Below are 25664 nucleotides of genomic sequence, written 5' to 3'. Positions count from 1 at the left end.
AGAAGAAATCCGCCAGCCTATGGCTGACGGATTTTGTCTGTCGATGCAGCGTAGATGCTAGAGCAGAATGGTCTTCGAGATGATTACCAGCAAAATAAACAGAACCAGGATTGCACCGGTAGAAGTAAATGCACCATATCCGCCGCCGTATCCGCCAACATTTTCACCCATAATTTAATTCCTCCTTAAAATAGAGTACGGCTTAGGATATGCGGATTCCCCTCAAGCGTTTGGGCATACCGGAAAAAGATGTGGCATCAGCGATTGGTGAGCGGAATTAAATAATAACAAAGATGTAACTTTAATGACTGTTAAGAATTGCCAAGGAGGTTTAAATAATAAATAAATAGTATTTTAGAGATAGCAGTAAGGGAAGTGAAAGATATGAAAAAAAAGGACATCCAGCTTGCACTTGTTTCCAGCATGTGTCAACGTGTCCATCTGGTTAGCGGAGAAACGTATACTGGAAAATGTGAAATTAATCCGGCTGCCGACGTTTTAGAGATTATAACGAATGAGGGACGGCTTAAGCTCCCCTACTGGACCATAAAACGTTTCGTACGGCTGTAACCCCTGAGGTGAAATCCATGAGCAAATCCAAACGTTCCGATCAGGCGATCGTCTCCCTTTTACTCGGTCTGGCTTCTTCTTTGATTATCGCCTTCTTTGTCATACGCTATATAATTCAGAATGTCTCGTTTGCCCCTTAAGCTCCACGTAACCATCTCCTGATGGGAATCGGTTAATGAGGCGCGACCCGGACGTTGCTTCTTTCCCATTCCTTCACGCCAGCACACGCAGCACGTCCTCTATCTTCCGCTGATGGGAGAGTACACCATAATTCATCCAGGCCATAAAATCCACCTCGTACACGCATCCGCTGCGTACAGCGGGTAGTCTGCTCCATAGCGGTGTATCCAGCAATTCCCGCCCTTCCCCTTCCTGCCGGTCAAAGGTAATGAACAAATGATCCGCAGTCAGCTGCGACAGCTCGTCACGGGTAAGGTTCACACGCTTCTGCCCCCGGGTGAGCTCCTGGACGAGCGAATGCGGCTGCAGTCCCAGATCTTGATGCAATACGCCTCCTGTATACCCCAGCTCCCCACATCCATATAAAGTAATTCCGCAGGAGGAGATCCGTAAAAAGGCTACGCTGCTGTCCTTCACGGAGCGGCTTAGCTGCTGCCTGGCCCGCTTCGACTGCTGCTCGTAATTGCCAATAACCTCACGCACACGATCCGTCCTGCCGAAGATAGCGGCTGTGGAGTGCAGGGTTGCCCGCCAGTCCTCCTGATGAAAAGGCAGCCGGAGCAGCGGGGCAATCCGGCGGCACTCATCCAGATGCCAGCGCTGAAAGCCATCATCCAGCAGGATCAGCTCGGGCGTATAACGGGAGAGTTCCTGCCATTCTCCGGTTGAAATATCGAATGTCGGCACCTGATGGAGCCCCAGGTACTCCTGCTTCCCCCACTGGGCATGGGATAACTGAACCACCGGAACAATACCCAAGGCCAGCAGATAATCCTCCAGAAAAGGAGCGAATACACGAACTCCCTCTTGATGAAGACTTCTATATTGGCCGGGGGTTATCCCCACCAAACCTTTAAAGCGCCGGTTGAAATAGTACTCATTGCTGTAGCCGACGGTTAGTGCGATATCATGCAGACGGTCACTGGTCAGAAGCAGCTGCTGCTGCGCCCGTTCTATACGCAAGGCATTCAAATACTCCAAGGGGCTCTGGCCTGTCATCTCTTTAAAAAGCCGGGGATACCGGGCACGGCTAACACCTGCAATCTCCGCCAGGTAGTCGATAGTGACCTCTTCACTAAAACGCTCCTGTATATAACGTATGGACCGCCGCACTGCCTCATGATCATCCGAGGTCTTCAGCCCTGTGTCATTCGCGCGCATAATCAGCAGCAGCAGCTCCTGAAAACGGATATGACCCGCGAACCCTTCGATCTCTTCCGGGCTTCTGCGGCTTTGACAGATCGATTCCAGCAGCAATGCGCACTGTGAGTAAGGTCTACAGCTGACCGGACCCGGCCGAAGCATGCCGTTCTCGGGCATTCTTTCCTTTCTGCTATGTCCGCTGTTCCCGTTCCCAATAATCTCGAAGGTAATCCGATAAAAACAAAGCTCCTTCTCTTCCGCGTGAATCCGGTTGATTGAGCCAACTTCGAACAGGAACCCCGCTCCTTTTTCTAATCGAAAACGCCGTTCACCAGCTTCGACCCAGCCCTGCCCCTGCGAAATAATGATGAGCGTGTAGTCCTGAAACACTGCAATGGGTCTATTTTCGTTGAGGGATAGGGTAACAGATTCTATATTGGTTAAGCTGTAGAATAGTTTTTTGCTAATACTGTCACTCGGATTTTGCAACATTCCCCGCCTCCTAATTGAGAATCATTTTCATCATCTTAGTGTAGAACAAAAAAGAAAGCCTATCAACTATGCTGATAGACCTTCTTTGTGCTTCATCGCGCCTGGCTTCTATTTATTTCACCATAGCCTCCAGCAGATCATCTAGCTTCATCGAATTAGCCGTAATGGCACCGGATTGCCAATGAGAACGTTCCATTTTATAAATATTTCCGTTCTTCACGGCAGGCAGGTTCTTCCACAGCGGGCCATCGAGGATTTGAAGCGCCTCTTGATTCTCCGCTGTATCCCATCCCCCATTGTCAGGAAAGACAATAATGTGATCCGCTTCAAGCTCAGGAATAACCTCTTCCGATATTAGAGCCTGATAATCTGTCATCTCCGCAGCCATCGGGACTGGTGTGAGTCCGAATTGATCATAAATAACACCGGTGAACCGGTTTTTGACACCGAATAAAGCGAAGGTTTTGTCCGCGACATTCAGCCGGATAACTGCCACCTTCTCTTGTCCAAGCGCCTGCTGCAGCCTGGCTTTTCCATCCGCCACCTTCTGATCGTACTCCTTAAGCACGGCTTCTGCCTTCTCCGGAATGCCCAGTGCATCTGCAATGGCTGTCAGCACTTGTCTGGAGTCCTGCAACACCCGCTCCGGCAGACGGTAGGTGGGGGCGATCTTGGAATATTGTTCAAATTTGGCCGCATCTGCGCCGCCGTCGACGATAATCAGATCCGGATTTTTTTCCAGCAATGCCTCTATGCTACCGGAGATATCGAATTCAGGCACATCCAGATTCAAGTAATCCTGCTTGCCCCAGCTCGGATGATACCATTGAACCACCGGAGTAACACCAAGCGCTGTCAGGTAATCCTCCAGATAGATCCCTGCTACCCGCTGAGGGTTGACGGGAATTTCAACATCTCCGAACTCACCGGCAACGGTCCGTGTCCCGGCTTCAGCTGGCGTGCTGCCACCTGTATCGGCTGGCGTGCTATTTGCTGTGGCTCCATCCGCCAGATTTGTAGCTTGAACAGTGCTGGTACCTGCAGCATTATTATTGGTTCCGCACGCCGCAATTGCAGTCAATGCCAGAATAAGTACGGCTGTCCATATAAGTTTTCTACCCCATTTTACCATTGAATTATTCACTCCCGCGCTCTGCTGTGATTGATTATCATTCTCAATAATCTCAATCCCAATAGTAGCATGTCTTCCCCAGCTTGCAATGCACTTTCTCTGCAAAAATCTTATACAAACATATGAACCAGTGAAAAAATATAAGGATAGTTTATGGCATGAACCCTATACGCTTATTTTTTAAAAAAAGGCCCTGCCGATAACCGGCAAGGCCAAGTGCATACAACAGGTGTTGCTTCTACTATAACGGATAATTATTAAGAGAGTGTATGAAACCCCGGCTTCCTTTTAACGTAATGATGAAGATATTTATTAACGGAGGCGATGATTTTGCAGCAAGAAAACAGGATTTGCCCGACATGTGGAGGCAGCCATTTCACGAAGGGAGTAATGAAAAGCAGTGATGCCAACGTAAGACCGATCGGCAAACCTTTTTCATTGGGCTCTCCAGTGATTTTCACCTTTTGCAAACAATGTGGCGAAGTCGCTTCCATAAAAATTGAAAAGCCCGAGAAATTCTAGTCTGCTGCTCAACTGTCATTCTCTGTCCGAAGTAAATCGATTCCTTGTGTAAGGATAATTTGATTACCCGGCCGGTCTGCCCAGAAGATTGAATCCCCCACTCTCTCCACACCTTGACCCGAACCATAGGTTGGCGGCTTAATTCTGTTCACAAATTTGAATTCATGACCATCGAACCTGTAATGATCCATGCCTTGAGCATATTCCTTGCCATATTCATTCGATCCATGGAGATTGGCATAGAGATTATCTTTTATAAAAAAGATTCCCTGGTAACCGCCCTCACCACCAAATTTCCCTGATAAAGGGTATACTGCCTGTTGGCGAAAATCCCTGTCAAATCTTCTTATTTCATTTCTATCATGATAGACCACCCAAAATGATCCTTTATACTTAGCTATGGATTCTGCTGTACCCTGACCGATATTATATTGCTCAATTTGCTTCAGATCTGAAAGTCTATACTTCACAATTCGACTAATCCGCTCCTCTTCCGGCGGAGAGGCATTGAAGTTATAAACAGTAGCGTACAGAAATTTATCTGAAACCAAACAATCTCCAAAGGACATGAAGCGTTTCTTTCCGTCTTTGCCTGTATAAGCATTTTTCTTTTCCGTTATGTATTTCCCCGCCACTCCATACACTGAAATTGTATTGGAAAGAGCAAAGTCTCTATCCCGGTCCGAAGTGATATAAATCCTTTTTTCATCTGCACCTACGCCTTGCCAAGCGCTGAAAGGATTTTTCATTTTAATCGCAGTTATTTTTCCATGATAAGCATTTGCCTGGGAACTCACAGCAAACCATCCGCTGATCCCAGCAATTACACAAGCTACAGTCATCATTCTTCTCACGAGAACTACCTCTTTTTTTATTTTAGAATATATGGCAACAGTAAAAGTCCGAGTCCGACAGCTGCAAAAATGGATGCACCTATAGCAGAAACTACAAAGTAGGCTCTAGGCGGCTCCTTCACTGCTTTCCAGCCCTGCGTAATCCGCCAAAAGGAGTAGGGCCGGATTGCAGCATAGGCTGCCGCCGCCGTCCAGACTGCAAGAAATGCTGTGAATACCCATGAAATAGCGTTTGGCATTGAACCACTCCTCCTATTCATCCCATCAGCCACTAAGAAAAGGCCATGTTCCGCATAAATACCCCCGCCTCTTCAGGCAGGGTCCAAGCTTCCATCCGGTGTAATCTCACTATAGCCCAAATGGAACAATATGTAAATAAGAAATCGGCGTTTCATTCCCGTCCGCGACCAGGGTCCTCTCTGCCTCTTATTAATTTCTTGATCCAGGTGATTGATTTCTGCAGGATTTTATCTTACAATGGGTTCATAAACGCGCGTTTACGTAAAAAAGGGGGGCACTATGCGCAGCGAAGATATAGCAAAGCTCGCCGGGGTATCCCGAAGCACGGTTTCCCGCGTGATCAACAACTATTCCAACGTCCCTGAGGAGACCCGGGCCAAGGTGCTGAAGGTCATTGAGCAGCATCAGTATGAGCCGAACAGCTTCGCCCGGGCTCTGGCCGGCAAGAAGACCGACACGATCGGGCTTTTCGCTATCAGCATGAATGAGAAAGAGAACACGACCCGGATCTATCAGAACAATTACTTTGCGCCTTTCGTTGATGCCGTTGTCGACACTTCGAACGCCCGCGGCTGTTATGTGCTGATACACACCGTATACTCTCCGGACGATTTCCTGAAGGTGAAGCAGGCTTTCCTGCAGAAACGGATTGACGGCGGCATTATCGTCGGCACCCAGAAGGATATTGATATCGTGCGTGAGATGGTCAGTCTTGAATTTCCGCTTGTGCTGATCGATTACGACATTTCAGAGATTATGTCAGAGCATCTCGACCGCAACCATCTGGCTATCGTGAATTCCAAGGACTACGAGGGTACTGTTGAAGCAATTGAGTACCTGATCAGCCTGGGCCATGAAGAAATCGGCATGATCTGCGGCCGCATGAACACCTACTCCGGGCGGGAACGCTACATGGCCTACGAGGATACGCTGAAGAAGCACGGACTGGCGCTGAATGAGAGATTCGTCCTGAAGGGTGATTTTCTCAAAGAAACCGCCTACGAAGAGGTCAAGAAGCTGCTTGCTTCCGGTGAAGCTCTGCCGACCGCCTTCTTCTCCTCCAACGACGACATGGCTATCTCTGCGATGGAAGCGTTCTCTGAACATGGGATTTCTGTACCTGAGGACATCTCCATCGCCGGCTTCGACGATGTGCAGATGGCCTCACGCATTCATCCCAAGCTGACCTCCGTCCGTCTGCCGATTTACGAAATGTCCAAGGCTGCGGTCGAGAAAGTAATCGAGCTGTGCGATTCCCGCCAGCCGACCTTCAGCACCATCAGCTTCCCGGCGCGGCTGGTCGAAAGAGATTCCTGCCAGCCGCCGAAGAAGCAAGGCAATCATTAATTACCCAAGCAGAAACGGCTTATATTTCGAGAAACTCCCTTTCCCCCGAGGGAATTTTTTCTCAGCTTTGTAAACGCGCGTTCACAATTGAAAGGAGAGTTTTCTCTAATGAAATTCGGAACCTTTGACGACACTCGCAAAGAGTATGTAATCAACACTCCCAAAACGCCTTACCCATGGATCAATTACCTCGGCAACGAGCAATTTTTCGGCCTCATCTCTAATACTGCCGGTGGTTACACCTTCTACCGCGATGCGCGGATGAGAAGACTTACCCGTTACCGGTATAACAATATTCCGCTGGATACAGGCGGACGCTACTACTATCTGTATGACGACGGTGATTTCTGGACCCCGGGCTGGATGCCGGTAAAACGCGACCTTGATTTCTACGAATGCCGCCACGGTCTGGGCTACACTTCCATTACAGGCGAACGCAATGGTATTTCTGTGAACCAGCTCGCTTTTGTACCGATGGGCCATAATGCCGAAGTGCATCGTCTGGTCGTTAAGAACACTGGCTCCGCAAAGAAATCCGTGAAGCTGTTCTCTTTTGCCGAATTCTGCCTGTGGAATGCCAATGATGATATGACCAACTTCCAGCGCAACCTCAGCACCGGCGAAGTTGAAGTGAAAGATTCCGTTATTTATCACAAAACCGAATACCGTGAGCGCAGAAACCACTACGCTTTCTATTCTGTAAATAAAGAAATCGCCGGCTTCGATACAGACCGCGAGTCCTTCGTGGGTATGTACAACGGTCTGGACGCTCCGCAGGCAGTTGCTGCCGGTGAAGCTACCAACTCCGTTGCCAGCGGCTGGTCGCCGATCGGCTCCCATGCTCTTAACATCACGCTGGAACCAGGTGAAGAACAAAGCTTCATCTTTGTACTCGGCTACATCGAGAACCCTGAAGATGAGAAATGGGAATCCCTGAATGTCATCAACAAGAAACCGGCGCAGGCTGTAATCGAGCAATTCGCTACAGATGCTCAAGTGGATGCTGCCCTGACAGTTCTGGCTGCACACTGGGACAACCTGCTGTCCAAATATCAGATTCAGAGCAGCGACGACAAGCTTAACCGTATGGTTAATATCTGGAACCCGTACCAGTGTATGGTTACCTTCAACATGTCCCGTTCCGCTTCCTACTTCGAATCGGGGATTGGCCGCGGTATGGGCTTCCGCGACTCCAATCAGGACTTGCTCGGCTTCGTTCACCAGATTCCAGAGCGCGCCAGAGAACGTATTCTTGATATCGCCGCTACCCAGTTCCCTGACGGCAGCGCGTACCACCAGTACCAGCCGCTCACCAAAAAGGGCAACAATGAAGTCGGCTCCGGCTTCAACGATGATCCGCTATGGCTGATCTCGGGAACGGCTGCCTACATCAAGGAAACCGGCGACTACTCGATCCTCGATGAGCAGGTTCCTTTTGACAGCAATCCGGATCACACAGCTACCCTGTTCGAACACTTGAAGCTGTCCTTCGAGCACGTAACCAACAACCTCGGACCTCACGGCCTGCCGCTGATCGGCCGCGCGGACTGGAATGACTGTCTGAACCTCAACTGCTTCTCCACCGAGCCGGGCGAATCGTTCCAGACGACTGAGAATATCGCAGGCGGCGTAGCGGAATCCGTGTTTATCGCAGGTCTGTTCGTCTTTGTCGGACCGGACTATGCCGAAATCTGCCGCATGCGCGGACTGGATGATGTAGCTGCAGACGCGGTTGCGAAGATCGAGAATATGAGTGCTATCACACTGTCACACGGCTTCGACGGCGACTGGTTCCTGCGTGCATATGACCACTACGGCGACAAGATCGGCAGCAAGGAGAACGAAGAAGGCCAAATCTTCATCGAGCCGCAGGGTATGTGCGTAATGGCGGGTATCGGTGTTGAGAACGGTCAAGCTGCCAAAGCGCTGACTTCCGTTCAGGAACGTCTGGATACGGATTACGGTATCGTATTGCAGCAGCCTCCGTACTCCAAGTACTATCTGAACCTGGGTGAAATTTCTACGTACCCTCCGGGCTACAAGGAAAATGCCGGTATCTTCTGCCACAACAACCCTTGGATCATGATTGCTGAAACCGTGCTGGGCCATGGCGATAGAGCGTTCGATATCTATAAGAAAATCGCCCCGGCTTACCTGGAAGATATCAGCGAAGTTCACCGTATGGAACCTTACGTGTACTCGCAGATGATCGCCGGTAAAGATGCCGTACGCCACGGGGAAGCTAAGAACTCCTGGCTGACAGGTACCGCTGCATGGAACTATGTAGCGATCACACAGTCCATTCTCGGAATCCAGGCTGATTTCGCCGGTCTGAAAGTAGATCCTTGTATCCCTGCTGAGTGGGACGGCTTCGAAATCACCCGCGTCTTCCGTGGAGATACTTATGTGATCAACATCAAGAATCCAAACCATGTCTCCAAAGGCGTAGCCAGCCTCACCCTAGACGGCGCAGCTGTTGAAGGCAACGTTATCGCTCCTGTCGGCGACGGCGCCGTGCATCACGTTGTTGTAGAACTGGGCTAATCCGCTTTCTGCTCCGCGGGTACAGCCTATCCATTTAAGAGTTTCACTGCGGGACTCTTCCTTGTAAAAGGAGGGGCCCGTTTTTGTGCGGATCATAACTTCATGGCGCTAGCCCAACAATGAAAACAGCGGCAAGCCAGGACGAATATAGTCCTAGACTGCCGCTGTTTTATTTGAGCCAATGTCCCCGTTAACCGAATGAACTGTTCGATGATATCATATTACAATTCTAAAGTTTTAAAGAGAAATGGTTTACCTTTTAGGTAATTTCTTATTATGGCTTGGGCATAAGGCTGCTCTTCCTTAAGCCCCTCTGTTTCCCTCGGGTCAGGGGCATGGTGACAATAATTTTCGATCATGACCATCACAGTAAAACTCTCCAACGCTGGGAGCCAGTCAGCTTCTAATCTCATAATGGTCTCGTAACCCTTAATTACTAATTCCCTTTGCAATGGATGCAGCCCTAGAATTGTATGAGCTATATCATAAAGATAATAACCAAATCCACATCTTCCAAAATCGATTGGACGGGGTTCACCATTATGAAAAACAATATTGCCTTGGTGCAGGTCCCCATGAATTAATCCATAATTTCTGCTATCTCTTTGATGCCGGGTAATCCAAGAGAGTATCCTCTCAGCGGCCAATTGATACAATTGGAACTCTACATCTGTCAGGAACCGATCATAATATTTATTCAAACGGTTCATAGCTCGCCTAAAGCTCTGCTCTCCCCAATTGGGCCGCACGAAATTAGGTGTCAACTCAAATTCCTGTGATGTTTTATGGAGTTGTGCTAAGAGAATCCCCTCTTTAAAGATTTGCTCATCAGCAAGTCCTCCACTCGCGTTCGTTCCCTCTAACCAACGCATCAACGAAGCGTAACTATAGTCACCATCCTCCAGATCGATTCTTAGAGTTTTGAAACCGTTGCGGTCTAATATTCCTTGGGGGATGGCAATATCAATCTTCTCATTCAAATACTCAAGCCAATCGATCTCAGATATTATTTCTTCTTCACTCATTCCCGAATGAATACGGAGTAAAAAGGACCCTTCCTTACTTGTATCAATTTGAAATGTACATGTATCGGAGAATTGCATAAAACGTATGTGCTCCCAGTCCAAGTTGTAATGTTGAAGCACCTTCAAAGCTGATAGCTTCGACTGCGAGATTGCCTGCTCTATTTCATTTTCAGATGCCATCATAAATAACCCGCTCATCACCTTTCTTCAACACTGGGTACACCATTAGAGTTTAGTACATATCGGGATAATTCTCCTAAATCATCAAGGATCACGTCTGCATCAACATAACCTGAAGTATCTGTTTCATTTCGTTTCCAAGCTGCCTTCATACCAACAGCCCGGCTTGCTCTTATATCGTTTTCAGAATGGTCACCTACGAAAAGAGCTTCCGTTGCTTTCACTGCGAGTCTTGATAATGCTCTAATAAAAATTGCCGGGTCAGGCTTACGTAATTCTTCCCATTCCGATATAAGTACTTCGTCAAATAAGTGCCTGATCCCCAGAGATTTAAAATTATCATACTGGAATTGTCCATATCCATTAGAAATAAGGTCTACCTTTATGCCGCTGTTTCTTAGTTCTGTAAGCATATTCATCAAATTTGGATAGAAAATCCATCAACAAGTTGCTCATAAACTTTATCTTTCCAAACGTATCCGTGATTATCGAGTTCTATAAAACGTTAAGCATCAATCCGCCATCTCTGGTGGACGACGAAAAAGTGTTGCCTTCTCAAAACTATAGGCGATGCTGATTAGCGTAGGCTCACTGAAAGCCCTCCCGGAAAAGACAACACCAAATGGCCCCTGCGTTGAATCTCCATCCGCATCTATTGTTCCTTTTGCTGAATAACCGGCGGGCACGGTAATAAGTGGATACCCTAACCGGGCAGCTATATACATACCATCAATGTCACCGGGTAACATTAATGCGTCTAAACCGTGTTGATCGAGTGCATTGTCAATCCCTTGCGCTACAGCCAGATGATTATATTCTTGACGTTTAAGCTGATAGGTTGTCTCGATTAACGCATTTTGTTCTGAGCGAATGAGATTATCTTGGCCAAATTTCAATGCGGACGCAGCGTGTTTCTGATTATATTCAATCAGTTCTTGAAGAGAATGCACGGGGATATCCGGGTTCAATTTCGATAAATAGCGATTCAGGCCTGTTTTGAATTCGTAGCAGATTACCTCATTGTTCCATGGATGCTCCTCCAAATGGAGGTCCACAGGATCGATAACTGTGGCACCTTGCTTACGCAGAACTTCAATGGCGGCTTCCATGATAGAAAGTCTTTCTTCATCCAATGACCGATAGTAATGTCTGGGAATCCCAATACGGGCTTTACGCAGAAAGTCCCGGTCGAGATAAGTTGTGTAATCATGAAAAGTAGGATGCGGACTATTCCATGTTGCCTTATCGTTTTCGTCAACCCCGGCGATTGTCCCGAGTAAAGTTGCTGCATCAGTAACTGTCCTGCAAATGGGTCCTGGTGTATCCTGACTTATGGAGATCGGGATAATACCGCTGCGGCTCGCAAGTCCTACAGTAGGCTTTATTCCGACGAGAAAATGTTGGCTGGCCGGCCCAATGATCGAACCCGCAGTTTCTGTTCCTATCGCTGCTGCTGCCAGGTTTGCTGCTACCGCTGCAGCCGATCCGGAACTTGACCCGCTGACGAAAAGCTTACCAGGTCCATACGGATTCAATACATACCCGCCTCTGGAACTGTATCCAGCCGGCATACGGTTAGACATAAAATTCGACCACTCAGTCATATTAGCCTTACCTAGAAGAACTGCGCCGGCAGCTCGGAGCTTTGCGGCAATGAACGAATCTTCAGGAGCAAACGACTCAGCTAATGCGATTGAACCAGCGCTCGTATGCATCCGGTCATGCGTATCGATGTTATCCTTAAGCAGGAGTGGAATTCCGTGCAGCGGCCCTCTACTACCTGTTAAATTTCGCTCAAGGTCAAGATTCCTGGCTATTTCAAGCGCATCCGGATTGATCTCTAATACCGCATTGATCAAAGAATTATAACTATGTATGCGTTCTATATATGCAAGTACGAGGGCTTCGGATGTACATTCACCCGAAGACATTGCACTTTGCATGCTCACCATATCGGCTTCCAGTATCCAAGCTTGTAAGTTGATGCGCATATCTAAATACCCCCACTACTGGTATATTTTCGTACAACCGTAATGGTAACATGCTGCCTTGCCAAGGGTATAGGGAAAGTTTTAATTAAATAATAAAGTATCGTTATCATAAGCTTCTGGACCTAACAAATACAAGTACAAAAACCACCCGTTCGTCCGCTGCTCAGCGGTACGCCGGGTGGTTGAGGTTATTTGGAAATTGTCTGATGCACACGGTTCAGGAAATGCCCCAGCAGTCTACGCCTTGCTCTCCGGGATCCACACCTTCATCTCGCCGCTGCCGCGGTTGCCCCATAGGTAATAGGGAATGGCTGTAATCTCTGCGGCTGCCACAGGTGCCTTCGTTTTGCTGTATAAGCCTCCGCTCCATCCTGCCTGCTCTATCCGGCTGCCTTTGCCTTTTACCACTACTGCACCGCCCAACAGTGAATCTTCAAAGTGCTCCGTGAACGAAGCAGCTCCATCTATCGCAATCGAGCTCAGCGGCGCGCCGTTATCGGCCTCCTCCAGGCAATAGACCAGCGGGCCCCGCTGGATGGCTGTCTTCCCGGCATCTGCACGCAGCTCAGGATGGGCATACACCCGGTGCGCTTCCATAGGCAGCTTCAGCTCGATGATATCCCCGGCGTTCCAGACTCTGTGAATTACGCAGTACCCCTGTGTCATATTCTCATCCACACTCAGCTTCTCGCCGCCCACCCGGATCTCCGCACCGTTGCTCCAGGAAGGAATCCGCAGAGCGAGGCCGAACTCTCCCGGCTGAGCCGGGTTCACCTTCAGCGTGACTGTTCCTTCCCACGGGTAGCTGCTCTGCTGACTAACCCTTACTTCTGTCCCGCCCAGTGTTGTCTTCAATTCACTGCCAATGTATAGGTTGGTATACAGCGTGTTGCCATGAACCGTATAGATATACTGATTCAGCGAGGTCAGCAGCCGGGCTACATTCGGAGGGCAGCAGGCGCAGCCGAACCAGCCCTGGCGCTCGGATTTCACATGATGCTTATCCGGATTGCAGGTGCAGGCCTGAGGCCATACCTCAAGCGGATTCACATAGAAATAGTGTTTGCCATCCTGTGCCATAGAGCCAAGAACGTTATTATAGAGCGCCCGCTCCATCACATCCGCATAGCGCGCATCCGGTTCCAGTTCCAGCATCCGCCGGGCAAAAAAGATCAGTCCGATCGAAGCGCAGGTCTCTGCATAAATCGTGTCATTGGGCAGGTCGTAGTCGAAGGTGAAGGCCTCACCCTGATATGTGGAGCCGATACCTCCGGTAATATACATCTGCTTGCCCGTCATGTTGTTCCATAATCTGACGCAGGCATCGCGCAAGGCTTCATCTCCGGTGATCGCTGCCAGATCTGCCATCGCCGTATACATATAGACCGCGCGGACGGCGTGCCCCACCGCCTTACTCTGCTCCCTCACCGGGAGATGGGCTTGATTATAGGACGGATCCATGCTGTCTGTCGGTGTACCGCTCCAATGCGTAACCCGGTTACGGGCTTCCCATTCCTGTCGCAGGAAATTCGGCTCCTGGCCTCTCTGATCAATAAAAAAGCTGCTTAGCTTCAGATATTTCTCCTCACCTGTCAACCGGTACAGCTTCACCAGGGCAAGCTCGATTTCCTGATGTCCGTCATAGCCCTTCAGCTTGCCTTCCTCCGGTCCAAATATGGAATCGATGTGATCGACCATCCGGCGCATAATATTCAGCAGCTTGTCTTTTCCCGTCGCTTCATAATAAGCAACCGCAGCCTCAATAAAATGGCCTGCACAGTACAGCTCATGGCAGTCCTGCAGGTTGGTCCAACGTTTGCCGGGTTCCTTAATGGTAAAATAGGTGTTCAGATAGCCGTCCGGCTGCTGCGCTTCAGCGATCAGGTCAATGACCACGTCAGCCTGGGACTCCAGTTCCGGGTCACGCTTCAGACGGAGCGAGTAGCCTACCGCCTCCAGCCACTTGGCGACATCGCTGTCCTGGAACACCCAGCCGTGAAACTGCCCTTTTTTTCTCCCGGCGGCAATTTCGAAGTTAGCAATCGCACGGCTCGGCTCCGCATTCGGCACACGGTCGTGCAATGCCTCATACTGATAGGGAATGACCACATCCTGCACCAGACGGATATAACGCCCCCAGAATTCATCCTGAATGGTTACGGACGGTTTGCCCGCTGCTTGATGAATCTCCGATATTTTGTTCATTTTCCACTACTCCTCCATATTTATTTTCTTCTCGCTAATTGCAATTATAGACGGTAAAATAAATAAAAAACAGGATCAGAAACAACCCTGTTTTTGTACTATTTCACACTGAGGTCTTCGCAGGCGTTTCCAACAAATAACCGATTATTAAGGAGCAGAAAATGGCACATAATCCATCCTATATCCATCTGGCGGCACCGCCCTTTCCGTATTTTCTGGAAGGCGACCGTACCTTATATCAGCCTGGGGATCAGCATCCCAGCCGCAGCCGCATGGGAAAATTCGATCTGCTGATCGTTGAACAGGGCTGTTTGTTCATTGGAGAAGAAGATAAGCAGTGGGCGGTGCCGGCTGGGCATACCCTTCTCCTGCTGCCCGACCGCTACCATTATTCGGTCAAGCCCTGTGAAGAGACAACCTCCTTCGTATGGCTGCATTTTCACACCGTAGGTGAATGGATTGAGGCCGAAGGTGAACCGGTATATGCCAGCCGGGAACATCACTTCCAGCAGTTCCTCACCCACCCCTATACCATCCGTGTGCCGCAGTTCGGTCCGCTGCCTGATCCTTTGGAGCGGAGCGGCCAGGCCGAGCTGCTGTTGCAGCTGAACCGTGGAAGACGTTCCAGCGCGGTATGGCAGCAGCAGCGGATCTTCGAGGATATACTGCGGATGCTGGATCTCGCGCAGCAGGATACGGGAGGAAGTCCTGCCGCAGAGATTGCCGAGCTGACCGAAACCTATCTGCGTAATCACTATTCAGAGCCGCTGACCAATGTCAGCCTGGCTGATGCGCTGCATTTCCACTATAACTACCTGGCCCGCTGCATGAAGCGGGTCTACGGGCTGACTCCCATGGAATATTTAACAGATTACCGGCTGGAGCAGGCCAAACTGCTGCTGCTCAAGACGGAGATTCCCATCGCCGGCATTGCCGAACGCACCGGGTTTGAGAGTACGGCCTATTTCTCGCGGCGTTTCGCCCACAAAGTGGGCATTTCACCGCTGCGCTTCCGCAAACGCTATTCCCGCTAAACTCCGCGTCATGGAATATTCGGCTCAGCTAGAAGAAGCGAAAGATACGCCAAAGATTAGGAAGCAGTACTAGCGCCCCTCCCCGCTAACCCGGAATTCATGCAGGTCCCGGTTATAGGACAATCCCCGGATTCGGACGGAGTGGGGCGTATAGGCTCTAATGGGCCCCCCGGGCTCTACAATCCCTGCTCCGCTTTTTACTGCTACAGTTACATTGACCTCCGACAGCGCGGCAGCCAGCAGCTCCATATCACTTACCAGCACTTTATAGATAAAGCTCATTCGTATCACTCCTGCCTTGCGTGTAAATTTCAAGTATGCTTGTCATAAGGCTTCGTCACCCGAATAAAACCTTTTCCGCCGGACATGCTAAATTACGTTCATAATCTTATTGTAGAGGGGTATGTAATCATGGGAGTTCTTAACGGCAATCCTAAAGACGAACCTTTGCACTACGGCGAAATTTTCAATCTCTGGACGTTCTCGGCCGCAGCCAAAATGGCCATGTCCACCTATCAGGCTTATCATTACCATGCCGGGGACCAGGATCTGAAAAAGATCATTGATGACCTCATGGATCAGGCCCAGCATGAAATCAAAGACTGTGACAAGCTGCTGAAGAACAATGGGTTTACACCTCCCCCATCTCTGCCGGACCGCCCCTCTGTCAAGCTGGAGGATATTCCGGCTGGAGCCCGGTTCTCTGATCAGGAAATTGCCGCAGCCCTTTCAAGCGGTGTCTCACTGAGTCTCGTCGTATGCAGCCAAATCATGGGTATGTCCATCCGCGAAGATATCGGCATGATGTTCATGAAGATTCATGCACAAATGGCTGCTTTTGGCTTGGCTCTGCTGAAGCTCAACAAGGAGAAAGGCTGGCTGGTCCCTCCCCCGCTCGAGCTCAAGAAGCGGGAACCCGTTCACGCCTAAGATTTCAGACTGTTTATCCTGCGCAAGCAGGATTTTTTGCTTTTCAGCTATTTTTTTCCATGGATACGCATATTCATTAAGACATGTTCTCCCTGAAGACATGCCTTAAAATCTGGAGATGTTGAATATGCGATATTTACCAAAATATGCCATCATCCTGCTGTCCAGCTTGCTAATTGCCGCAGGCACGAACTTCTTTCTGGTTCCCTACAAAATACTTGATGGGGGAATTATCGGCATCGCCCTCATTATTAATTATATTTCTGGAACAAAAATCGGACTTGCCATCGTCTTATGCAGTCTCCCGGTCTTTTTGCTTGCCTGGATTAAAGAGCGGGATATCTTTTACAGCAGTGTGCTGGGGCTCATGGTTTCCTCCTTTCTGATCGAGCTTCTGGGACCGCTTCAATACTACTTTCTGTATTATGTGGAGCTTGGTTCAATCTCCAGCGCGATTATCGGCGGGTTCCTGATGGGCAGCGGCCTTGGGCTTATGCTGCGGTTCAATGCGAGCACAGGCGGTACCGATCTGCTGGCCAAGTTCATGAAGCGCTACATTCCGCTTAATGTGGGGGTCATCATTTTTTTAACGGATATGCTGATTATTGGCGCAGGCGGCCTGCTGATCTCCAAGGAAACTTTTTTCCATTCCATCCTCACCATCCTCTCCGGCGGAGTGGCAACGGGTCTATGTACCCTTGAAGACGGATAGCAGAACTAGAACAAAATACGCATATTTACGATCATACGTTCCCATTGTAATAAAAGCAAGACCCTGCGCCGGCTGGACAGCAACCAGCCGCTGGTCTTATGCGGAAGATCCCGCACAGCACAGCGGCATTGGGTTGGCACAATGGGTTGGACACTTCGAGGAAAAGGAAAGCTCTATTGCAGCATGGATAACAGCAGCCGAGGAATTGCAGAGAGTGCAGCCTGCTTCTCTACAGCACCCAGTTCGTAAGCTGCTTTCGGCATGCCGTAGACTACAGACGAGGCTTCGTCCTGCCCGATCGTACGTGCACCCTTGCGGCGCAAGGCGAGGAGCCCCTTCGCCCCGTCATAGCCCATCCCGGTCAGCAGAATGCCGATAGCCTGTGCGCCAGCCGCTTTTGCCGCCGACTCAAAGAGCACATCTACGGATGGGCAATGCCCATTCACTTTCGCTCCGGCCGCACACTCCAGCCGATACTGTCCGCCAATCCGCCGCAGCCCAACCTGCTTGTCTCCGGGAGCCACCAGAACCTTGCCTGGAGCAACGAGGTCACCATCCTCGGCCTCTTTGACTGTGAGAGCCGAGCTGAGATTCAACCGGTCGGAAAACATGCGTGAGAACACAGGCGGGATATGCTGTACGATTACAATTCCCGGCATATCCGGCGGCAGCACATTAAGTACACTGGCAATCGCCTCTGTCCCGCCGGTAGAAGCACCAATAACAATCAGCTGCTCCTTGAGGGAACGGCCAGGGCCATCCGTTCCGGCACGGGACCAACACCCCGCTCCGCCAGGAAGGGCAGGCTGCGCTGGTGCCAGAATCTTCGCTTGGGCAGCATTCTTGATCTTAATGATCAATTGCTCCAGGAAATACTGCACACTGCCCGGTGAATTCATATCCGGCTTTGCTTCAAAGTCAACGGCTCCGGCGCTTAACGCCTCAAACACCGCTTCCGTCACGCCGCTGACGACGATAACCGGAATCACATATTGCGGCAGCAGACGGCGGATAAACTCAATGCCATTCATCTTTGGCATCTGCACATCGCAGATCATCACATCCGGCCGCACACGCAGCAGTTCGTCCCTGGCTTCAAACGGATCTCCCGCCTTCGCCGCCACTTCTATACGCGGATCGGAAGTGATCCCCCGGGAAATCACTTCCCGGAACAACACAGAATCATCCACCACCAATACCCGTATGGTTCGGGTATTCTTCATAAGTACATCTTTCCTTCCTTACAGCCGGGCTGTTATTTGCGGTAGACTGCAGGCATGATATAACGGTAGTCTGTAAGCCCGCGGTCGAGTGACTCCGAATGGCCGATGAAGAGATAGCCTCCGGGTTCGGTCCATTCATAGAATTTGCGTACCAGCTTATAGCGGGTGGCATGATCGAAATAGATCATGACGTTACGGCAAAATATAGCATGAAACCGCCTGGTAAATGGAAACCGCTCCTCCATCAGATTAAATCTGCGGAACAGCACCTGGCTCCGCAGATGCGGCTTCACGGAATACCTGCCTTCTGCCAAAGGTTCAAAATACTTTTTTCTCCAGCTATCGGGCAGCTCCTTCATGGCGCCTGCTGCATAACTGCCTCTACGCGCCGTTTCAAGCACGGCACTGCTGATATCTGTGGCAAGCAGCTGTGTATCCCAGCCGTTCCTTCCGCCGCTAAAAGCTTCATCGATGATCATGGAGAGCGTGTACGGCTCTTCTCCGCTGGAGCAGCCGGCACTCCATACCCGCAGATCACGTTCGCCTGTCCGCTTCATCAGCTCAGGAAGGACATGGTGCTGGAAATAGGAAAAATGCTCGCTCTCCCGCATAAAAAAAGTATGATTAGTACTGATCTTGTCCACAAGCAGCGCAAGCTCGGCGGCGCTCCCTCCTGTGCGCAAAAAGCTGTAATATTCGCTGAAGCTGATCATTCCCTTATCCTGCACCATTTGTTGAAGCCTGCCTGCCATCATCGCCCGTTTCTCCGCTTTGAGGTGAATGCCGGCACGGGCCTTAATAAACTCCGCCAGTTCGGCAAATTCCCGGTCTGTCATCGGAATCATAGGCTGTATTTGCCGAACTCGTTATCGCTGAGGGCAATCGTAACGGGAGCCGCAGGCGTACTTTCTTTCACCCATGAAGACGCTGGCACTTTTGGGCCGGCCTGCTTGTTTCTCGACATCTGCTCCAGCATCCGCAGAACGTCAGGGTTCAAATCCTCCATGCCCGCAAAAGTGTTCTGGGTCTGCTGCTTCAGCTTGAACCTTGTTACCTGCTCGCGCATCAGCTCCGCCTGCCCAGCAAGCTCTTCACTGGCTGCCGCGGTCTCCTCTGATGTGGCCGAGTTGGTCTGAACCACCTGCGAGAGCTGCATCACCCCTTGATTAATCTGGCTGATCCCTGCGGCCTGTTCTGTGGAAGCCGCTGTAATTTCAGAGATAATCTCTGCGACCTTGGAGACATCACCAACAATCTGCTCCAATGCGGATGCCGTCGCAGCGGCGATTTTGGTGCCTCCCTCCACCTTTTTCATGGAGCTCTCGATCATAGCCGTAGTTTCTTTAGCAGCACCTGCCGAACGTGCTGCCAGATTACGCACCTCTTCGGCCACAACCGCAAAGCCCTTGCCATGCTGGCCTGCCCTAGCCGCTTCCACTGCAGCGTTCAGGGCAAGGATGTTCGTCTGAAAGGCAATTTCGTCAATAACTTTAATAATTTTGGAAATACTATCCGAGGCATCATTGATCTGCTCCATAGCCACCAGCATATCCTGCATTTGCGTATTGCCCTGCACGGCGTTGTTCATAGCTCCTTGGGCCAGCCTATTTGCCTGCTCTGCACTGTGGGCGTTACGTGAAGTCTGAGCGGCAATTTCTTCTATGGACGCAGTCAATTCTTCAATGGAACTGGCCTGCTCTGTTGCGCCTTGCGAAAGCGCCATGCTGGATTCCAACATTTGTTTTGAACCGGAAGCCACCTGCTCGGACGCCCCCTGAATGCTGCTCATTACCTCATTGAGAGTGCATGACATACGCCGGAAGGATTTGGACAGCTTGCCAATTTCATCATTAGCCTCATTCCGAATCTCTACATTCAAATCACCGTCTGCAATCCGGTCCGCAGCATACACCAGGTTGACCACAGGTTTACTGATCATACGGGATATGACAATACCCAGGAGCGCCGCCAACACCATAGCCCCGGCTACAACTATCATTAACACCAGGATGGTCCGGGCAGCCCCATCGGAGTACGCTTCCGATTTTATCTTGCCGTTCGTCTCTTTGCTCGCGAACAGGTCATCGATATATTCATTCGCCTGGGCAACTATGGAAGAACTTTCCCTATAAAAGTAAGTGAGCGCTTCTTCCCGTCCGGAGGCTTCAGATATTTCAATGGCCTTATCACGTAACTTGTCATACTCGATAACAACCGCTTTTAAATTGTTAAAAACAACACGGGTCTCCTGGGATTGTATGCTCTTACTAAAGTCGTCCAGAGAGGCTGTGAGCTGAGTATCCAGCGCTTTGATTTTTTCAAGAATCTCTGCTTTGTTCTGAGTGCTATGGTTAATCAGCACATCGCGGGTCAGCGCACGGATCTTATGAAATTCAATGCCCGACTTTCCTATATCCCCCACACCTATCCCGTAATTCACATACAAATCCGAATAATTGCGGTCGATCCGTTTCAGGTTCACTATACCCACAACCCCTACAACACCAGCCATAATAGCAACAATAATAAACGAAGAGATCAGCTTGGTACCTAACTTCATGTTGTTGAACCATTTCATCATCATCTACTCCTTATTCTTTCGGCTATAACGCAGTTCCCGGCAGTTCGACTTCAGCGTCCCGTAGCAGCTTGGCGCAATCTACTAGCAGTTTTACCCCATGTCCGGTCTTCCCTATGCGCGTTACAAATCCCCCGCCACCCGGTGAATCCGGTGCAGATACAATCTCCTCCGGCAGAATAGGCAGCACCTCCGATACGCTCTCCACGATCAGTCCCAGTACCTCGTCCAGAATATCGATGACAATTATGCAGGTGCGGTCATTATAGGGTTCCGGGTCCATATGAAAGCGCATTCTCACATCCATCACAGGGATAATCTTGCCGCGCAAATTGATAATCCCTGTGATATATTCCGGCAGATCCGGAATTGCGGCAATCGGTTGGATTCCGATAATTTCTGTTACATATTGAATCTCAATCCCGTAAAATTGGCTGCCTAGTGAAAAAATCAAATACTTATCCCGCTGGGTATCCTCCTCCAGCGTCTCTTCGTATGCATTGTGTCCAGACACAAAGAACACCTCCTAAACTTGTCTGTTAACCCACATTCTTATCATTTATGATTCATCGATGAAGCCAGACGGATAACGTCCAGGATTAGACTGATGCTCCCGTCACCCAGCAGCGTGCAGCCGACAAAATGCTTGCTGCCCGCACTGCTCAAAATATAATCAGGGAGTGCCTTCACCACCACCTGCTGCTGGCCAAGCAGTTCGTCCGCAAGCAGACATACACTGCGGCCCTCATCCTCTACCATGATGAGAATACCCTCGTCTATGGGATCACTATGGTGCGATATACCGGATAAATGATGCAGGCGAAGCACCGGATAGCAGTTACCGCGCACCATGATCCACTCATTTCCATGTGGGTCACTCAGCAGATCCTTCGCATTTGGCTTGAAGGAGCGGATGATGGATGCCGTTGGAAGTGTAAAACGCGAGTCCCCGACACCTACATTCATTCCATCGATAATTGCCAGTGTTAGCGGAATTCTCAAGGTGATTGTGGAGCCTGCACCCGGAATGCTGTCTACGGAAGCGGTGCCCCCGACTTTTTCCAGATCCTTGACAACAACATCCATGCCCACTCCCCGCCCGCTGAACTCGCTGATACTGTCCTTGGTCGAGAATCCCGGATGAAAAATCAGCCTAAAAATCTCTTTATCGCTCATCTCACGTTCATCCCGGGTCAGCAGCCCGTTCTCCAGAGCGCGGGCAACAATTTTGTCCCTATGCAGCCCTTTACCGTCATCCCGGATCATCACCATCACATCTCCGCCGGAGTGCTTGGCTTCAAGTGTTACGGTTCCACTTCGCGGTTTGCCCGCAGCCAGACGCTCGGCAGGCATCTCAATCCCATGATCCAGTGCATTGCGCACCAGGTGCATCAGGGGATCGGACAGATGCTCGATAATATTCTTGTCCACCTCTGTCTCTTCGCCAAGAATAACAAGGGCAGCCTCCTTCTCCAGCTTCCGGGTCATATCTCTTATGATCCGGCTCATTTTATGAAACGTGGCAGCTAGGGGCACCATACGCAGTGACATGACCACATCCTGCATTTCCGCCGAAATCTTTCGCAGCTGTCTGGCCGCTTTGTTGAAATTGCTAAGCGATCCGCCCACACCGGCCAGGTCGGGATTCTGCGTTACCATGGCTTCGGCAATGACCAGTTCACCGATCAAGTCCATCAGATTGTCCATTTTAGCGACATTCACGTTAATCATGGTCTGTGGAGAGGAGAAGGGCGGGCCTCCCTCTTTGGGCTTCTTCTCCCGGGCCGGCACAGTCGGAAGCTTCTGCTCTGGAGCCGTCAATTCAATAGTCTGTGACGCCGTCTCAGGCGCTTCAGGCAGTGCCGGGAGAACAGCAGCTGTCTTCTCTGTTTCGAGCTGTTCCATTTCCATTCCCCTTACATAGGGAGCGTTTCGCAAAAATGCCGCAACCGCTTCACCGCATTCCTGTGTCTCCAGCACAATTATAAATCCATCCCGGCGGATCACCTCTGCGCTGTCAGGGTTCTCTATAATATCTTCAGGCAAGTAGGTAAAACTGCAGTCCATGGTCTCACCTAGTTGATGAATTACCGTGAATGCGCGGATATTCTCCAGCTGACAGTTCTCTTCAAAACGCAGAACCGCTCTGAAACGCGCGTATGCTCCTTTGGACAGATCAGCTTCAGACAGCATAATGTCCGTTCTCTGTGCTATATCCTCCGGTGTCCTCACCTCTGATGGACCGGCAGACCCGGTTTTCAGAAACTGTAAATAGGCTTTCAGTTCTTCAGCCAGCAACGTACAGTCTCCGTCTGCGTGATCTCCATTCTTGATCTTGATCGTCTCCAGCTTGGTAAAATCAACACCTTGCAGAATGAGGTCCGACAGCTCAGAAGCATTATATGGAGCATCGGGGTGGCCACGCAGATAAAAAAACAAATCTTCCATAATATGGGCCAAAGAAGAAATATTCGTATAACCCATCACAGCAGCCGAGCCTTTGATTGTATGCATAATCCGGAAGATAAGGTTAATATCCTCAGGTTGAAGGGTTTCGTGCTGCTCACCGGCAAGAATCGAATCTTCCAGCTGCTGCAGCGATTGCAGGGTCTCAAATATAAACAAATCAAGCAGTGAATCCTCCGGAAAAGAGCCTGACATTGTATTCTCCTTTCGGCCCATCAAGTGGGAAGTGTTATCAGATTCTGTGAGATTTCTCCATTTTTATATCGAAAAATGGAAATAAAAAGTGAATATCTATTTCAATATTTTAATAAATTTTTATTATTTAAGTGAACATTATGAATATAGGTTGATCTTTTGAGAAATTGCAGCGACAATCGAAGATATAACACCCTAGGGGAGGATCGAACGAAGTTGGACAGTACAAGCAACAACAGCAATACTTCCGCGCATGATATTATCGACCTGTGCCTGCTTGCGGGTAAAATTATGCTGCAAAGCGGTGCGGAAACCTACCGCGTGGAGGACACCATGAGCCGTATGGCGGCATCGCTCGGTTTCCCGGGAGCACACAGCTATGTGACGCCGACCGTCATTATGTTCACCACCAGCCGGACGGAACCGGTGAAGCTGTTCCGTATCGCGGAGCGGACCACAGATCTGCAAAAGGTGTCTGAGGTCAACGACATCTCGCGGCGCTTGAGTGAACGTCAGCTTACCGCTAATGAAGCCCGTGAGCGGCTGGGTGTAGTGGATGATGCAGCCCATGCTTATCCGGCTTGGCTGCAGATTGTAGCCGCCGCCTTGACCGGGGCCTGCTTCACCGTAATGTTCAAAGGCAGTCTGTGGGATGCGCTGCCGGCCATCCTGGTGTCCGGACTGGGATTCGCCGCAGCGACATACCTTCACCGGCTGGTACAGATCCGTTTCTTCGCGGAATTCACTGCCTCATTCCTGATTGGACTGCTCGCATTCCTCTCCGTGAGGCTCGGTGTAGGTCAGGAAATGGACAAGATTATTATCGGTTCGGTCATGCCGCTCGTGCCGGGACTGCTCATTACGAATGCAGTCCGGGATCTGATGGCTGGACATCTGGTCTCCGGCCTTTCCAAGGGAGCGGATGCGTTCCTGACGGCGTTTGCGATCGGGACTGGCATCGGGCTTGTGCTGTCACTTTTTTGATCCCCTACGTGAAAGAGGTTAACTGTTCATGATTTTGCAACTGATAACCAGCTTTATTGCTGCTGCCACCTTCTGCATTCTGTTTAATGCGCCGGTCCGCGCATTGATACAATGCGGTTTTGCCGGGATGGTGGGCTGGATGCTGTATCTGCAGCTCGATGAAAGATGGGACACTGTGGTGGCTACCTTCGCGGCTACGGTAGTGGTCGGGGTGATCAGCCAGATCTTTGCCCGCATCTACAAAATGCCGGTCATTATCTTCAGCGTCGGCGGCATTATTCCGCTGGTCCCGGGAGGATTGGCTTATGATGCCATGCGCAAGTTCGTCGAGAATGACAACAATCTGGCCATCCAGTTTGCCGTTCAGGCTCTGCTCCTCTCCGGAGCCATCGCGACCGGACTTGTGCTCAGCGAAGTGCTCGGACAGATGTTCCGGCGAAAGAATGTCCGCAGCTCTTAAGTCCGCCGCACACGGCAAACCCACTATCATAGCTCGCTGCCCGAAACATAAAGAAGCTGCTCCACATGTCATGAAGATGACTAGTTGGAGCAGCATTTTTATTATGCCAGGCGATAAGGTGAGCCTTAACTCCCCCTACACCACCGTCAGATCATTTTTTGATAGCTTGCGATGTCCAGCCATCTGCCAAATTTGTTGCCGATCTCTTTGAAGAGCGCGCTTTGCTCATATCCGTGTCTAGTGAACAGCCGGCGGCTCGGTTCATTGTCTGAGCATACGGTTGCCACCAGAACATGAAAATCAAGCTCGGCTGCCCGCTCCTCAATGAAGTTAAGCGCTTTGCCGCCGAGTCCCTGTCCGCCGCTGCCGGGCCTCAGATAGATGCTGATCTCACCGGAGGTATCGTAGGCCTGCTTGTTCTTGTGTCTGGCAATCAGAACATAGCCGTGCATTTTCCCGTCCTGGAGAATGGCGTAGGACTTGAAACGCGGATCACCGTGTAACACCGACTGACGCATAGCAGCCTCATCCAGCGGCTCTGTATGGAAAGAAACCGTCGTATTCAACACGTAATAATTATAAATATCTACTACTTCAGCCAGGTGCTCTTCCCCAATTTCCATAAAAGACAAACCGCTTGCTGCTATTCCCCCCATG

At 50.2% G+C, this 25664-nt stretch carries 26 protein-coding genes; 10 read left to right on the top strand and 16 right to left on the bottom strand.

The features are described from left to right. Positions 1–57: 57 nt before the first annotated feature. Entirely contained in the window at positions 58–171 is a 114-nt protein-coding gene (locus ACTJKB_RS26880; protein ID WP_208619445.1) for a YjcZ family sporulation protein, read from the bottom strand. Between the two features lie 213 nt (positions 172–384). Here ACTJKB_RS26880 and ACTJKB_RS26875 point away from each other — a divergent pair, with 213 nt between their 5' ends. Together ACTJKB_RS26875 and ACTJKB_RS26870 are read left to right on the top strand one after the other, a co-directional pair. Next, the gene (locus ACTJKB_RS26875) at positions 385–570 is read left to right on the top strand and encodes a hypothetical protein (RefSeq protein WP_440837398.1); all 186 of its coding nucleotides are present in this window, start codon (positions 385–387) and stop codon (positions 568–570) included. Between the two features lie 17 nt (positions 571–587). Next, a complete protein-coding gene (locus tag ACTJKB_RS26870; protein ID WP_440837397.1) occupies positions 588–710 on the top strand; it encodes a hypothetical protein in 123 nt (40 codons plus the stop codon). Between the two features lie 73 nt (positions 711–783). On the opposite strand, the gene ACTJKB_RS26865 is transcribed toward ACTJKB_RS26870, so the two are convergent. Together ACTJKB_RS26865 and ACTJKB_RS26860 are read right to left on the bottom strand one after the other, a co-directional pair. Next, on the bottom strand, positions 784–2385 hold the full coding sequence (locus ACTJKB_RS26865) for a helix-turn-helix domain-containing protein (RefSeq protein WP_440837396.1): 1602 nt from the start codon (positions 2383–2385) through the stop codon (positions 784–786). 112 nt (positions 2386–2497) lie between these two features. Next, positions 2498–3517 (bottom strand): ABC transporter substrate-binding protein, encoded by a 1020-nt coding sequence (locus ACTJKB_RS26860; protein ID WP_440837395.1) that lies wholly within the window; start codon positions 3515–3517, stop codon positions 2498–2500. 324 nt (positions 3518–3841) lie between these two features. Here ACTJKB_RS26860 and ACTJKB_RS26855 point away from each other — a divergent pair, with 324 nt between their 5' ends. Next, positions 3842–4039, top strand: a complete 198-nt coding sequence (locus tag ACTJKB_RS26855) for a hypothetical protein (RefSeq protein ID WP_440837394.1) — start codon at positions 3842–3844, stop codon at positions 4037–4039. Between the two features lie 8 nt (positions 4040–4047). On the opposite strand, the gene ACTJKB_RS26850 is transcribed toward ACTJKB_RS26855, so the two are convergent. Then, a complete protein-coding gene (locus tag ACTJKB_RS26850) occupies positions 4048–4893 on the bottom strand; it encodes a hypothetical protein (protein WP_440837393.1) in 846 nt (281 codons plus the stop codon). Between the two features lie 17 nt (positions 4894–4910). Further along, positions 4911–5132, bottom strand: coding sequence for a DUF6199 family natural product biosynthesis protein (locus ACTJKB_RS26845; protein ID WP_440837392.1), 222 nt, complete (start codon positions 5130–5132; stop codon positions 4911–4913). Between the two features lie 280 nt (positions 5133–5412). Here ACTJKB_RS26845 and ACTJKB_RS26840 point away from each other — a divergent pair, with 280 nt between their 5' ends. Next, complete coding sequence (locus ACTJKB_RS26840; RefSeq protein WP_440837391.1) at positions 5413–6480, top strand: LacI family DNA-binding transcriptional regulator; 1068 nt, start codon at positions 5413–5415, stop codon at positions 6478–6480. Between the two features lie 108 nt (positions 6481–6588). Beyond that, on the top strand, positions 6589–9024 hold the full coding sequence (locus ACTJKB_RS26835) for a GH36-type glycosyl hydrolase domain-containing protein (protein WP_440837390.1): 2436 nt from the start codon (positions 6589–6591) through the stop codon (positions 9022–9024). A gap of 221 nt (positions 9025–9245) precedes the next feature. Here the strand turns inward: ACTJKB_RS26835 and ACTJKB_RS26830 are convergent, their stop codons facing one another. The 4 genes from ACTJKB_RS26830 to ACTJKB_RS26815 form a co-directional block, all read right to left on the bottom strand. Beyond that, positions 9246–10229 (bottom strand): phosphotransferase enzyme family protein, encoded by a 984-nt coding sequence (locus tag ACTJKB_RS26830; protein ID WP_440837389.1) that lies wholly within the window; start codon positions 10227–10229, stop codon positions 9246–9248. A 17-nt stretch (positions 10230–10246) separates the two neighbouring features. Beyond that, positions 10247–10648 carry an HAD family hydrolase gene (locus ACTJKB_RS26825; protein WP_440837388.1) on the bottom strand — a complete coding sequence of 134 codons (402 nt, stop codon included), beginning with the start codon at positions 10646–10648 and terminating at the stop codon, positions 10247–10249. Between the two features lie 93 nt (positions 10649–10741). Next, a complete protein-coding gene (locus ACTJKB_RS26820; RefSeq protein WP_440837387.1) occupies positions 10742–12220 on the bottom strand; it encodes an amidase family protein in 1479 nt (492 codons plus the stop codon). 237 nt (positions 12221–12457) lie between these two features. After that, a complete protein-coding gene (locus tag ACTJKB_RS26815; RefSeq protein WP_440837386.1) occupies positions 12458–14425 on the bottom strand; it encodes a glycoside hydrolase family 127 protein in 1968 nt (655 codons plus the stop codon). A 161-nt stretch (positions 14426–14586) separates the two neighbouring features. Here ACTJKB_RS26815 and ACTJKB_RS26810 point away from each other — a divergent pair, with 161 nt between their 5' ends. Beyond that, positions 14587–15459, top strand: a complete 873-nt coding sequence (locus ACTJKB_RS26810; RefSeq protein ID WP_440837385.1) for a helix-turn-helix transcriptional regulator — start codon at positions 14587–14589, stop codon at positions 15457–15459. 69 nt (positions 15460–15528) lie between these two features. Here the strand turns inward: ACTJKB_RS26810 and ACTJKB_RS26805 are convergent, their stop codons facing one another. Next, positions 15529–15741, bottom strand: a complete 213-nt coding sequence (locus ACTJKB_RS26805; protein ID WP_074114037.1) for a hypothetical protein — start codon at positions 15739–15741, stop codon at positions 15529–15531. A gap of 129 nt (positions 15742–15870) precedes the next feature. On the opposite strand from ACTJKB_RS26805, the gene ACTJKB_RS26800 reads away from it, so the two are divergent. Both ACTJKB_RS26800 and ACTJKB_RS26795 read left to right on the top strand, forming a co-directional pair. After that, positions 15871–16389: a DUF3231 family protein gene (locus tag ACTJKB_RS26800; RefSeq protein ID WP_440837384.1), complete on the top strand. Its 519-nt coding sequence runs from the start codon at positions 15871–15873 to the stop codon at positions 16387–16389. 127 nt (positions 16390–16516) lie between these two features. Continuing rightward, complete coding sequence (locus tag ACTJKB_RS26795; RefSeq protein ID WP_440837383.1) at positions 16517–17101, top strand: YitT family protein; 585 nt, start codon at positions 16517–16519, stop codon at positions 17099–17101. 173 nt (positions 17102–17274) lie between these two features. Here the strand turns inward: ACTJKB_RS26795 and ACTJKB_RS26790 are convergent, their stop codons facing one another. Genes ACTJKB_RS26790 through ACTJKB_RS26770 form a run of 5 tightly spaced genes read right to left on the bottom strand, consistent with a single transcriptional unit; the run spans position 17275 to position 23563 of the window. Beyond that, positions 17275–18324 carry a protein-glutamate methylesterase/protein-glutamine glutaminase gene (locus ACTJKB_RS26790; RefSeq protein WP_440837382.1) on the bottom strand — a complete coding sequence of 350 codons (1050 nt, stop codon included), beginning with the start codon at positions 18322–18324 and terminating at the stop codon, positions 17275–17277. 32 nt (positions 18325–18356) lie between these two features. Continuing rightward, a complete protein-coding gene (locus ACTJKB_RS26785) occupies positions 18357–19169 on the bottom strand; it encodes a CheR family methyltransferase (protein WP_440837381.1) in 813 nt (270 codons plus the stop codon). Then, a complete protein-coding gene (locus ACTJKB_RS26780) occupies positions 19166–20902 on the bottom strand; it encodes a methyl-accepting chemotaxis protein (protein ID WP_440837380.1) in 1737 nt (578 codons plus the stop codon). Before ACTJKB_RS26780 ends, ACTJKB_RS26785 begins: the two co-directional genes overlap by 4 nt. Before the next feature lie 25 nt (positions 20903–20927). Further along, the gene (locus ACTJKB_RS26775) at positions 20928–21416 is read right to left on the bottom strand and encodes a chemotaxis protein CheW (protein ID WP_440837379.1); all 489 of its coding nucleotides are present in this window, start codon (positions 21414–21416) and stop codon (positions 20928–20930) included. Positions 21417–21457: 41 nt separating this feature from the next. Next, a complete protein-coding gene (locus tag ACTJKB_RS26770) occupies positions 21458–23563 on the bottom strand; it encodes a chemotaxis protein CheA (RefSeq protein ID WP_440837378.1) in 2106 nt (701 codons plus the stop codon). Positions 23564–23779: 216 nt separating this feature from the next. Between ACTJKB_RS26770 and ACTJKB_RS26765 the strand changes: the two genes are divergently transcribed. Next, positions 23780–24547: a threonine/serine exporter family protein gene (locus ACTJKB_RS26765; RefSeq protein ID WP_440837377.1), complete on the top strand. Its 768-nt coding sequence runs from the start codon at positions 23780–23782 to the stop codon at positions 24545–24547. A 28-nt stretch (positions 24548–24575) separates the two neighbouring features. Next, a complete protein-coding gene (locus ACTJKB_RS26760; RefSeq protein ID WP_440837376.1) occupies positions 24576–25007 on the top strand; it encodes a threonine/serine exporter family protein in 432 nt (143 codons plus the stop codon). A 146-nt stretch (positions 25008–25153) separates the two neighbouring features. On the opposite strand, the gene ACTJKB_RS26755 is transcribed toward ACTJKB_RS26760, so the two are convergent. Continuing rightward, on the bottom strand, positions 25154–25663 hold the full coding sequence (locus tag ACTJKB_RS26755; protein WP_440837375.1) for an N-acetyltransferase family protein: 510 nt from the start codon (positions 25661–25663) through the stop codon (positions 25154–25156). Between the last annotated feature and the right edge of the window lies 1 nt (position 25664).

The sequence above is a fragment of the Paenibacillus sp. 22594 genome (genome assembly GCF_052044425.1).
In the GTDB taxonomy this organism is placed as follows: Bacteria; Bacillota; Bacilli; order Paenibacillales; family Paenibacillaceae; genus Paenibacillus_AQ.
The sequence above is the reverse complement of the archived record's forward strand: the minus strand, read 5'-3'. Positions and strand labels throughout refer to the sequence as shown.